The sequence below is a fragment of the Spirosoma endbachense genome (genome assembly GCF_010233585.1).
GTDB lineage: Bacteria > Bacteroidota > Bacteroidia > Cytophagales > Spirosomataceae > Spirosoma > Spirosoma endbachense.
Window position 1 is genome coordinate 2,242,150 of the sequence record NZ_CP045997.1, and the last position, 12,127, is coordinate 2,254,276.

Consider the following 12,127-nt stretch of genomic DNA (forward strand, 5'->3'; position numbering starts at 1 on the left):
TGTGCTATCATTAGCCTAAGAAACTTTCTCCCATAAGCTGGAAAGAGCCGGATAATTCAGGTTATTGATCACCAAATTTAGTCGCTTCGGTAATGCCTTTCCAGGAATCGGTACGGAACGGTACGGCCGGGAAGGACTCTTTGTTATAGAGATTCACGTCGCCGTTATCGTCGGCCCAACCATACCGGACAGCAACGGGATTGCTGACTGAATCAGCGTGAACGACTACCGCATTACCCTGTATATCGGCTTTCGCGTAATAAAACTTCTGATCGGCCCCTGCAACTTCAAATCCTTTCAGATAGCCATATCGATCCTTCACCATCAGGCCAGTACCGACATTCTGGAAGGTCACAATGGCCCGATTTCCGTCAATGCGCATACTACCAAACATGGGTCCGCGCGAAGCATCACCCAAGGCAGTCTCTCCCCTGGCAGTTCCGGCATAGGCCACCCGCATGGCTTCGGCGGCAAGGCGATTCCCAACGTCCAGTTTGTTTTTGGGGTGAATATCCTTTGACTCACCAATGTCCGACGTTACAGCCATGCCCGTATTGGGGAGCTGGAGGGTCAGGGTCTGTGCTTCACGAAGTTCGGCCCAGCTACTGCCATGCTTACTATCACCATTAGCCGAATTATAGCTGGCTAATTGAACAAACAGGAATGGAAAATCACTACCCCAGCGTTTCCGCCAGTCCTGAATCATGAGCGGAAACGCTTTGCGGTATTGGTAAGCCCGGCCCGCGTTCGATTCGCCCTGGTACCAGATTGCCCCCTCAATAGCATACGGAATTAGTGGATTCAGCATGGCATTGAACAACTGCGTGGCATACGTATTGGGGCCCGGATTGAACGACGATGGAAACACCGTGGCTACCCGATATTTCCATTGGCCAGCGAGCGGAATATCCAGATTCTCGCCCGAAAGTTTTACGTCTTCTGGTTTTCCAGCTAAGCCCCCTGCTCCCGCTTCATCCACAACCCGTACGGCAATAATATTACGGCCCGGTTTCAGCAAACCATCGGGAATGGCATACGCGCGTGGAAGTAATCCTTTCGAACTTCCTACCAATTGACCATTGACAAAAGTCGAATCCTTATCGTCGACCGACCCGAAGCGGAGTGTCATTTTTTTGAGCGTAGCATCATCTGGAATCACCACCTCACGCCGGAACCAGACAACCCCATCCAGCGTAGGCAGTCCGCCCCACTCCCAGTCGCCGGGCATTCCCATTGATTTCCACTGGTCGGTGTTCAGCGCCGGATCTGACCATGTGCGTTCTTCAGCCGCCGTCGGTAAGCCTCCCTGCTGTTTCTCCATTAACAGCCGGGTACGTTCCTTACCTGCCTGGATCACTTCTTCATAGCTTGCGGGTAGCTTACTGGCCACCGTTCGAAATTCATCCGTTTGACTGAGCGCATCACGGCTGGTCCAGGTTTCGGAATGAGTTCCCCCCCAGGTCGTGTTGATCAGACCAATCGGTACATTCAGATGTTTTTGCAGTTGCCGGGCAAAGTAGTAGCCAACAGCCGTGTAAACCGAAGCCGTTTGTGGACTACAGACAGTCCAGGTGCCTTCTATGTCATCCTTTGGCGTAAGGCTGATTGCTTTCTTGACCATCAAATGACGGATGTTTGGATAATTGGCAGCCTTCACTTCCTCTTTTCCGTTGATAGCCGATTGAAGTTGCCATTCCATATTCGACTGACCAGAACAAACCCAGACTTCGCCCAGCAACACGTCGTCGAACGAAACACTGTTCTTTTTACCGGCCACAGTCATCTGATACGGACCGCCAGCTTCCATTGGATCGAGCGAAATAGTCCATTTTCCGTCCTTGCCCGCCTTTATGGCTTTCGTCTGGCTATTGAACGAGACGGTCACTTTCTCGCCTGGATCAGCCCATCCCCAAACCGGAACAGGCTTCCGGCGTTGCAGTACCATGTGCGAACCGAATACGTTCGACACCCGTACATCGGCCAAAGCCGTCTGAATCGCCATCAGACTCAGCAATAAAGCGCTCCATTTAAAACCTTTCATTCGTATTCAGGATTTAGTTGATTAAACGTGGCTGTTGAGCATTCGATTTTAAGCAATGGGTACTAAAAGTCAGGCATTGGATTCAGGCTGTAACTAACAGACGTGTGTTACCAACGTTTATCAGCAAAGTCATGAAGGCCTTTCACCAAACCCCGTATTAACCATCGCCAATCGAATTCTCCGTACTTAATAAAAGCCCTAACTTATCTTTTTTCCTTATTTATCCAGTTTTTTTCTCAACGAATGTGACAGGCGAACGAATTCTGATTACCGGCGCGACGGGAAATGTGGGAGCAGAAACTCTGCATGAACTACTAAATCATTCCGAAAAATCTCAGTTCGAGGTTATAGCCGGTGTGCGCGACCCGGTTAAATCAAGACCTCTTCTGAAGGTTCAGCCGGATAAGTTTGTAAAGCTGGATTTTGCCGATACCCGTACCTTTGCCACTGCCCTGACTGGTGTTAGCCGGATGCTGTTGGTACGGCCACCCGAACTGGCCGATGTGGACAAATACTTTAAACCGTTCATCGAGGCCACGAAGCATGCTGGTGTTCGGCAGGTAACTTTTCTGTCGTTGCAGGGCGTAGAAAATAATCCCGTAACTCCGCATCACAAGATCGAAAAGCTCATTGTTGAAGCCGACCTGGAGTTTACATTTCTTCGGCCCGGTTTTTTCATGCAGAACCTGTGCACGACCCATCGGGACGAAATCCGGCTGCGAAACGAATTATTTATCCCAGCTGGAAATAGTCGTACTAGTTTTATCGATGCACGCGATGTAGCAGCCATAGCCGCACGGGCCCTTACCAGCCAAAGCAGTGAACACTTCAACCGAGGGTATGAATTGACAGGCTCCGAAGCCCTGACCTACTATGAGATCGCTCAGATACTCACCGATTCATTGGGACACCCAATCGTTTATCGAAAACCATCAGTGCTGCAATTCATCTGGCGAAAATGGCGTAGGGAAAAGCTGCCTCTGAATTACGTCTTGATCATGACATCCCTGTATACCGTGGCCCGAACAGAAAAGGCTGCCGGGCTCATGACCGAGACCGAACAATTGCTGGGCCGTCCTCCGATCACATTCAGGCAGTTTGCCACCGATAATCGTTCGGTTTGGATGCGTGATCAATAGTACGCTCCCCCATTTTGACCAGCTAAAAAGGTCCGTTTATCGTCTATTTTTTCATTAAAGGAGTTAAGAATTGGATTTAACCCACAAAATCCTTCCTCCAACCTCACAAACACGTCATTGGTCATCTTTTTTTTTCGTTGCCAATGACTGTTTATCAACTTCACCACAACGTTTCTGGCAGCTAGAATAGCATTTATAGCAGCCTGACCAAAGCAAACACCTGACTTCTAAACAAATACCTAAATCCATGAACTTAAACCCTACCCGTTTACTAGCCATTTTACTGGTTGGTTCTTTACCAGTTACCGCTCAAAAAACGGCTCCGGCCGGGTTGCCTTTGGTTACGGGCAGCAAGACGGCCGTTGTCACAACTGAATCCGGTTCTGTCAGAGGCTTCATTCACAATGGCATTTACACCTATAAAGGCATTCCGTACGCCAAAGCCAAACGGTTTATGGCACCTACGAAACCTGACTCCTGGACAGGAGTCCGCTCGTCGTTGGCTTACGGCCCGGTTTGCCCTTTAATGACCCCGACCAGTCAGGTTAACGACGAGAGCGAATTTGTCTATCACCACGACTGGGGTTATAGCAATGAAGATTGCCTGCGGCTAAACGTCTGGTCGCCCCAGGTAGCCACCTCCGGAAGTGCCGTTGCCCGTAAACGCCCGGTTATGGTCTGGTTGCACGGAGGTGGCTATTCTGCGGGTTCGTCTCAGGAATTACCATCCTATGACGGGGAAAATTTGAGCCGTACGGGCGATGTGGTACTGGTGTCGGTCAACCACCGACTCAATGTGCTGGGGTTTCTGGACCTATCCGATTATGGTGCTAACTATAAAGCATCAGCCAATGTGGGCATGATGGATCTGGTAGCCGCTCTGCAATGGGTTCATGCCAATATCGATCAGTTTGGGGGTGATCCATCCAACGTTACTATTTTTGGTCAATCGGGTGGAGGTGGCAAGGTATCGACGCTCATGTACACCCCCTCGGCTAAAGGGCTGATTCATAAAGCCATAGCAGAGAGTGGAACTGCCCCACAATTCCAGGAACGCGATATGACGCACCGGGTGGGTGCGGCCGTTCTGGCAGAACTTGGCCTGACTGCCAGCCAGATTGATTCGATTCAGACGGTTCCTTACGAAAAACTGGCCGCGGCTGGCAATCGTGCCGTTCAGAAAGTTCGGCAACAACTGGCTGCTGAAGGTAAATCGGCCCTGGGACTGGGCTGGGGCCCATCCCGTGATGGTACGTTTTTACCCTACCAACCCACTCAGCCCGAAGCGCTGGCACTCTCCAGTGACGTACCACTTCTGGTAGGATCGACCAAGAACGAATTCATGGCTTCGCTCAGTGGCAACCTGCGGGATGCCACGCCCGAGCAGGCGAAAGCGCAACTGCAAAAACGCTTTGGCGATAAAACAGACGCCTATATTGACGCCGTTAAAAAGACGTATCCCAAAGACACCAGAGCCAGTGATCTGATAGATATCGATGATCGATTCCGAGGTAATACGCTCAAGCTGGCTAATTTAAAATCGGCTCATACCACCGCACCGGTTTACGTCTATCTGTTCACCTGGCAATCTCCGGTGATGGACGGGGCTTATAAAGCTGTTCACTGCATGGAGATTCCGTTTGTGTTCAACAACATTGCCCGTTGCGAAGAAATGACGGGCGGTGGTAAGGAGGCATATGATCTGGCCCATAAAATGAGTCAATCGTGGGTGAGTTTCGCCCGTACCGGTAATCCAAACTACAAAGAGCTACCCAACTGGCAACCCTATACGGAAGCAACCGGCACAACGATGTTATTCGACAATCAGTGCGTGATCAAAAACCATCCCGACAAAGAGATTCAGGCCCTGGCAACCAGTTCCTCTCCCCGCCTGCCTTAGGTAATTTATGTTCTGTTTGTGATGTCGGGTTCTCAAACCCGATAAATTCGCGTCAGCAATGCATGTGTCGGGTTGAAGAACCCGACACCACAAACACATCTGCCTGGCAGACACGAAAAGATTTAGATTACAGCGTAGTAATCAATTGTCTTATAGAGTTCTTTATACCAACTGGTCGAAATGACTATTTTTCGGACGGTTGGTATTTATCAGCCATAAACAGGTCATCAACAATGGCAGAAATCGCGGGGAGCTACCTAACGAATCGGCAACGGTGGCAACTGGCAACGACCGTTTTCGCTATTTACTGGCCCATTCGACTGTATGTAGCCATCAATCAGTTCTCACTCACGCTTTTCAGAAAGGTATGGCCTTTCTGGATCATGGAAATTATCGTTACGATTCTTTTCTTTTACCTCTGGATTACCGTAACCGACTGGTTTCATCAACGGATTTTCAGGCTGTTCAATAAAGGTTTTCTCATTGAATTCAATTTACCTGCTCAACTGGCTACGTTACTTATTGCGGTTGGACTAGCGGTTTTGTTTAACATGGGGTTCTATCGCTTGTGGTTAGTCATGGCCCGGCTGGAGCCCATCCAGAATTCAACTTCGATTCAGTCGCCAGCAAACCTACGCCGAGCGAACCGATTTGCGGACGGTGGCCAGCACCAAAAAGTTGATAATGGACTGACGATCATGGCCATGCTCGCTGCCTTTTACCTGGCGGCTAACCGTAGAGGCTACAAGCAGTTAGAAGACATCCGTGTGAAAGCGGAGCAAATGAAACAGGAGGCCGCGCAGGCTCAGTTTGTTGCCCTGAAGAATCAGGTCAATCCGCATTTCCTGTTCAATAGCTTCAGTATTCTTTCTTCGCTCATTGCGGTAAACCCCAAACTTTCTATCCAGTTTGTGGGGCAATTGGCCAAATCATACCGCTATGTTTTAGAGCAACATGATGCCAAATGTGTTAAACTCCGGGATGAATTAGACTTCGTGAAAGCGTATACGTTTTTGCTCCATATTCGCTTCAGCGACAAGTTTCGGGTCATAACGAATATTCCGCAGGAAAAAGTGGATCAATATAGCATCGCTCCACTGACCCTACAGTTATTGATTGAGAATGCCGTAAAACACAATCAAATGTCGAGTGAAGTGCCCTTGCTGGTCACGATCGATATGGAGCAGGATTATTTACTGGTCACCAATTTGATTCGACTTCGGCCCAAAACCGAAGTATCGACGGGGCTGGGTTTAAAAAACATCATCAAACGCTATCAACTGCTGACGGATCGGCCCGTACTAATTGAGGATCAGGCGAATGTGTTTCTGATAAAAATCCCCCTGCTCGAATGAATGTATTAATTATTGAAGATGAGCCCCTGACAGCCCAGAATCTGGAACTACTTCTGTATGAGTATGATCCCCAGATTCGTGTGCTCGCTCAGCTACCATCAGTCAGCAAATCGGTCCAATGGTTTAAAGCTCCGCAGCCTCTTCAGCCGGACTTGATTTTTCTGGATATTCACCTGGAAGATGACCTGGGCTTCAGTTTAATTAAAGAGCTGAATCTGACGATCCCAATCATATTCACTACGGCATTTGACCAGTATGCCCTACAGGCTTTTAAGGCTAACAGTATCGACTACTTACTTAAACCGATTGAGACTGAAGAGCTGGCTGCTGCTATTGACAAGTTTAAGCTGGTTCGGCAAAACCCGTCGATGACCCTGCTGGATACGACGGCATTAAATCAGTTGATGAAAAAACTGGACCCGCCCGCCTACCGCGATCGGTTTCTGGTGAGTATCGGGCCTCGGCTTCGAACGATTCGAACCGACGAAATCGCTTATTTCTTTTTCGAAGATAAAGCAACGTATGTGACACCCCATTCAGGCATTCCCGTATCGATCGATTATAGTCTGGACCGATTGGGGCAACTCGTCGATCCGGATCGCTTCTATCGTGTCAATCGGTCGTTTCTGGTCAGCGCATCGGCCATCAAATCTGTTTATGCCTACACCGGTAGCAAACTCAAGGTAGAACTTGTTCCTCCACCCCGTCAGGAAGTATTTGTCAGCGTTGATCGGGTGACCAGTTTCAAAGAATGGATGGGTAAATAACTCTATTCACGCGAGACTGCTCCACTTACTGTTATTTGAATCCTACATTTCCTTACTCTTTTATTGATGAAAACACGATTAGTACTCCTGCTCTTTTTACTGGTAGCCGCTCGCTCAAAAGCGCAAACGACTCCCCCCGGCCAACCACTACCCATCATCGACGTGCACGTACACGCCATGAAAGTTAACACCAGCTTCGCGGTTGAGATGTGCCCCTGGTTTCTGAGAGATATGCCGGGGGGCGACCCAAATCAACAGATGAGGGCTTTCCTGAATGCCCAATGTGTCGATCCTCTGCAACCGGCCAAATCCGACGCGGAAATGCAGGCATCCGTGCTGGAAACCATGAAGCGACTCAACATGACCATTGTTGCGTATGGTGATCCTCAGATTTTACGGCAATGGAAAAAAGCGGCCCCAGACCGGGTAATTGCAGGCATTGGCGTTAGCTCGCCCAATCAGATGACCGTACAGGCGTTTACGGATTCAATGTCCTCGGGCTTTTATCAGGTAATGGGCGAAGTGGCTCCTCAATATCAGGGTCTTTCGCCCAGCGATATGTCGCTTGATGCCTATTTTGCCGTAGCTGAAAAGCAAAATGTTCCGGTGGGTATTCACATGGGTACGGGCGGCAACGGCATGGCCAATCTTACGCAGGCTTCGTACCGGGCCTCACTCGGCCGACCGTTTCTGCTTGAAGATTTATTGGCTCGCCATCCCAAACTGAAAATATGGGTTATGCATGCAGGTTATCCCATGATCGATGAAATGATTGCCCTTATGGGTGCAAATGCCTATGTGTATGTAGATCTGGCCGGTTTCATCTGGAGCTATCCACAGGCCGAAATCCATGCCTACCTCAAACGGCTGGTACAGGCTGGATTCGGTAAACGGATTATGTATGGCACGGATTTTATGATCTGGCCCAAATTATTTGAAACGTCACTCAGCGTAATTGAGAATGCAGATTACTTGTCATTCGACCAGAAACGCGACATTTTATTCAATAATGCCGTTCGCTTTTTCCGGTTGGATGCCAGCAAATTTAAGTAACCTTTACGTGGTAATTCCGGAGTATCGGGTGCTTTTCTCTACCCTTTCCCATTCGTCAGTCATTCCTTCTAAACCAGTTCCTAAACAGATGAAAAAGTCGATCAATGCCCGCAGTTTTCTGCTTCTATGTGCTACCCTGATTTCAGTGGGAGCCATGGCTCAAATGCCCCAGCGGACACCAACCCCCAACGACACCCTCAATTCGCCTAAGGTATTGGGCGATAAGCGGGTAATCATTCAGATTTATGCGCCTAAAGCGAGTGAGGTAACGATAGGTGGAGACTTCCTGTCCGGCCAGAAACCCCTTAGCCTGACCAAAAACGAGCAGGGCGTCTGGTCGGTAGCGATTGGCCCGTTGAAACCCGATTATTATTCGTATACCTTAACCGTGGATGGTGTGCGAACAATGGACCCTAAGAACCCGGTTGTCAAACAGGGGATTAGCAGCCTGGAAAATATGATGGCAGTGCCAGGTCCCGAAACGGCTTTTGAGGATAATCGGGCGGTGCCCCACGGCGAGGTGCGGGCCGTCTGGTATTCATCGAACACATTGGGCATGATGCGCCGGATGCACGTTTATACGCCACCAGGTTACGAAAAAGGTACTGGTAAATATCCGGTCTTTTATTTACTGCATGGCGGAGGAGATGATGATTCCGGCTGGAATACCATCGGTCGATCGGGCTTCATTCTCGATAACCTGATTGCGGCAGGAAAAGCAAAACCGATGATTGTCGTAATGCCCAATGGCAGTATGCCACTGCCTCCTCAAACAGGTACGCCCGATGCGCAAACAATGAACCGGTTGCGGGATCTGTTTGCCACCGAACTATTGAAAGAGATAATGCCTACCGTCGAGAAAAATTACCGCACCCTGACTACCCCCGACAACCGGGCCATTGCGGGTCTGTCGATGGGGGGTTTTCAAACACTGGACGTGACTCTGACCCATCCTGAATTATTTAATTACGTTGGGGTATTTAGTTCAGGTTTCTTTGGCGCAACCGCCGATGAAGCCGACACAAAATATGCGAAGGTGTTGAACGATCCATCGTTCAACAAGGGAAAGAAGCTATTCTGGGTGAGCATTGGTAAAGATGATTTCGTGATGGAAGCCAATAAAAAAACGCTGGCTCTGCTCGATAAACACAACATTAAATACCAATACAAAGAAAGTTCCGGCGGCCACACATGGGTTAACTGGCGGCAATACCTCAATGAATACACGCCCATGTTGTTCAGATAACGAACAGCAGTAGACAGTCAGAATAGAAGTCTTTTGCCCAGTCAACACAAAAAGTTACCTGGACGAAAGACTTCTATTTTTAAAGCATGTACAACTAGCCAACTGTTCATGCTGCCTGCGAATTAAATGCTTTTACCCAATTACTTTACTGGCGAACCGGTGGTAAAATGGGGTTTTACTGTCGGCCGTTTTCCGCTGATACTCACCCGTTACGAGCGGAATGTACATTACCCGACGACGGCTCAACGCACCGACGTGTGGTGACTGCTGCACCCGATGCCATAAACTACCATTATGGATCGTGAGATCGCCTGCTTCAATATCAAATCCAACCTCACGCGGGTCTGGGCGATGATCGACAAACTGCCGCTTGCGGAACAGGGTCAATAAAGTGCTCTGTTTGTGGGTACCGGGCAAAACGCGCAGACCACCGTTTGTCATCGGGCAGTCGTCCAGGTGCAGACCTACGTTGAGCATTGGCCGAATACGTTGCCCCAGAAACAGATCGCGCGGGCTATCGGTATGCCAGCCCATGCGGGAGAAGTTGCTCTCGGGCGTTCGTACATAATGATTGATAACCAGACCATCCTTTTCTTCTTCACCGATACGTCCTTCGTAAGGTTGTAACAGTTGCGTCAGATCCTGAAAGCGGCTATCCTGTAGAAATTCATGCAGAACCGGGCTAAACAACGACGAAAAGGCAAACCGCTGAACGATACGCTGACCCGTTTCATCATTCCCATATTTGATGGGGGTTCCATTTATTTTATCCACGTTTTCGGCAATGAAATGTGCTTCTATACGCTGCATTTCGACCAGAAAAAGCTGCACATCCTGGCGACTGACGAAGCCCTTTATGTGTAGATAGCCGTTTTTATTGAAAAACGTAATCTGCTGCTCTGTGAGAAAATCGCTTGTGGTTATTTCCGAAACTATACTTGCTGTCAACATAATACAAACGAGTAGGCTTGAACAAATGAAAAGTGCGTTTAATGGGTATGGTCCGCCAATTTTCCAGGAAATCCTAAAACCAATATATTCTATAGTATTTGTAGTTTATAAACTACCGAAGCAGAAACTATCTACAGTCTTCTGCATGAGCAGGGCTACACCTTAACCTGTTGCGAGTGACACTGTTATGGGCAGAGCAAATCCTTCGCGTAGGGCAACGCGGGCCGCATGATACCCACACATACCATGCACCCCGCCACCGGGTGGCGTAGATGATGAGCAGATGTATATTCCGGGAACTGATGTCCGGTAAGGCGATAGCGTAACAACTGGCCGGGTATACAACTGACGGATGTCAATGATCCCGCCGTTAATGTCGCCCCCTACGTAATTTGGATTGTACATCTCCAGTTGAGCGGTGTTCATGGTATGCCGCGCCAGAATCCGGTCCCTGAAACCGGGCGCATACCGCTCGATCTGGCGTTCAATAACCTCCGTTCGGTCGACCGTCGAGCCATTTGGAACGTGACAGTACGCCCAGGCCGTATGTTTCCCTTCCGGTGCACGTGTCGAGTCAAATACACTTTGCTGCGCCAGCAACACATAAGGTCGATCTGGGTGCTGCCCCTGCGATGTAAGCCGTTCTGCTTCAGCGATTTCTTCGAATGTACTACCCAGGTGGATTGTGCCAGCCTGTCGGCATTCCGGAGCCGTAAACGGAATTGGCCCGTCCAGCGCCCAATCGACTTTAAACACGCCCATGCCGTAGCGGTAGTTCTCCAACTGCCAGCGATACAGCCGGTTTGCGGTTCCGGAAGAGAATCGATCACCCGCTATAGAAAGCAATTGTTTCGGTGTCACATCAAATACGGCAACCTTCGCCGACGGCAACTGACTCATTGACCGAATCGGTGTATTCGTTTCAATTTTGCCTCCAATCGACCGAAAATACGACGCCAGCGCATTGGCAATAGCTCGTGAACCACCCTTAGGAACTGGCCAGCCCCGCAGATGCCCCGCCGTCATCAGGACCAGCGCAATGGCCGACGTTGTCAGATTCGATAACGGCTGAATGGCATGGGCAGCCATTCCGGCAAACAAACCACGGGCTTCTTTTGTCCTGAATCGTTTAACCAATTGCACCGCAGATGGCAATGCATCCAAACCAAATTGAGCCATGTCGAATGGATGCTTTGGAAAGCGTAACGGCCCCAGCACATCCGCAGCCATTGTTGGCCAATGGCGCACCAGTGGTTCCAGCAAATCCAGATAGGCCCGCTCATCGATGCCCAGAGCATGGGCCGTTTCGCTAACCGACGGCCGCAGTGAGGCCGCTGTGCCGTCGTCGAAGGGATGCGCAGCAGACAAGGGCGGGTAAATAAACTCCAGCCCATGTTCGGCCAACGGAAGGCTCTGAAAAAATGGGGAACCTGCCGCCAACGGATGAACTGCCGAGCAGACATCATGCATGAAGCCAGGCAATGTCAGTTCTGCCGAACGCAATCCACCCCCAATTTCGGCTTTGGCTTCCAGCACCAGTACCGATAGACCGGCTTGTTGCAACGTGATCGCTGCGCTCAGGCCATTCGGTCCAGAGCCAACCACAACGGCATCATAATCTGGCTTACTCAAAATTGAACTTTGTTTTTGGTTTACGAGAGCCAGATACTAGAAT

The 12,127-nt window shown here is 49.6% G+C and carries 9 protein-coding genes; 6 read left to right on the top strand and 3 right to left on the bottom strand.

All coding sequences use genetic code 11. From position 1 onward, the window contains the following. Nucleotides 1-61: 61 nt before the first annotated feature. Entirely contained in the window at nucleotides 62-2,041 is a 1,980-nt protein-coding gene (locus tag GJR95_RS08715) for a sialate O-acetylesterase (RefSeq protein ID WP_162385509.1), read from the bottom strand. Nucleotides 2,042-2,286: 245 nt separating this feature from the next. Between GJR95_RS08715 and GJR95_RS08720 the strand changes: the two genes are divergently transcribed. The 6 genes from GJR95_RS08720 (at nucleotide 2,287) to GJR95_RS08745 (ending at nucleotide 9,501) form a co-directional block, all read left to right on the top strand. Next, nucleotides 2,287-3,180 (top strand): SDR family oxidoreductase, encoded by an 894-nt coding sequence (locus tag GJR95_RS08720; RefSeq protein WP_162385510.1) that lies wholly within the window; start codon nucleotides 2,287-2,289, stop codon nucleotides 3,178-3,180. A 247-nt stretch (nucleotides 3,181-3,427) separates the two neighbouring features. Continuing rightward, a complete protein-coding gene (locus tag GJR95_RS08725; protein WP_162385511.1) occupies nucleotides 3,428-5,080 on the top strand; it encodes a carboxylesterase/lipase family protein in 1,653 nt (550 codons plus the stop codon). A 233-nt stretch (nucleotides 5,081-5,313) separates the two neighbouring features. Next, the gene (locus tag GJR95_RS08730) at nucleotides 5,314-6,435 is read left to right on the top strand and encodes a sensor histidine kinase (protein ID WP_162385512.1); all 1,122 of its coding nucleotides are present in this window, start codon (nucleotides 5,314-5,316) and stop codon (nucleotides 6,433-6,435) included. After that, nucleotides 6,432-7,202 (top strand): LytR/AlgR family response regulator transcription factor, encoded by a 771-nt coding sequence (locus tag GJR95_RS08735; protein ID WP_162385513.1) that lies wholly within the window; start codon nucleotides 6,432-6,434, stop codon nucleotides 7,200-7,202. Before GJR95_RS08730 ends, GJR95_RS08735 begins: the two co-directional genes overlap by 4 nt. A gap of 66 nt (nucleotides 7,203-7,268) precedes the next feature. After that, nucleotides 7,269-8,255, top strand: a complete 987-nt coding sequence (locus tag GJR95_RS08740; protein WP_162385514.1) for an amidohydrolase family protein — start codon at nucleotides 7,269-7,271, stop codon at nucleotides 8,253-8,255. An 88-nt stretch (nucleotides 8,256-8,343) separates the two neighbouring features. Then, the gene (locus tag GJR95_RS08745; protein ID WP_162385515.1) at nucleotides 8,344-9,501 is read left to right on the top strand and encodes an esterase; all 1,158 of its coding nucleotides are present in this window, start codon (nucleotides 8,344-8,346) and stop codon (nucleotides 9,499-9,501) included. Between the two features lie 132 nt (nucleotides 9,502-9,633). Here the strand turns inward: GJR95_RS08745 and GJR95_RS08750 are convergent, their stop codons facing one another. After that, complete coding sequence (locus tag GJR95_RS08750; protein ID WP_162385516.1) at nucleotides 9,634-10,452, bottom strand: phytanoyl-CoA dioxygenase family protein; 819 nt, start codon at nucleotides 10,450-10,452, stop codon at nucleotides 9,634-9,636. 162 nt (nucleotides 10,453-10,614) lie between these two features. Then, nucleotides 10,615-12,117 (bottom strand): phytoene desaturase family protein, encoded by a 1,503-nt coding sequence (locus GJR95_RS08755; RefSeq protein ID WP_162391629.1) that lies wholly within the window; start codon nucleotides 12,115-12,117, stop codon nucleotides 10,615-10,617. Between the last annotated feature and the right edge of the window lie 10 nt (nucleotides 12,118-12,127).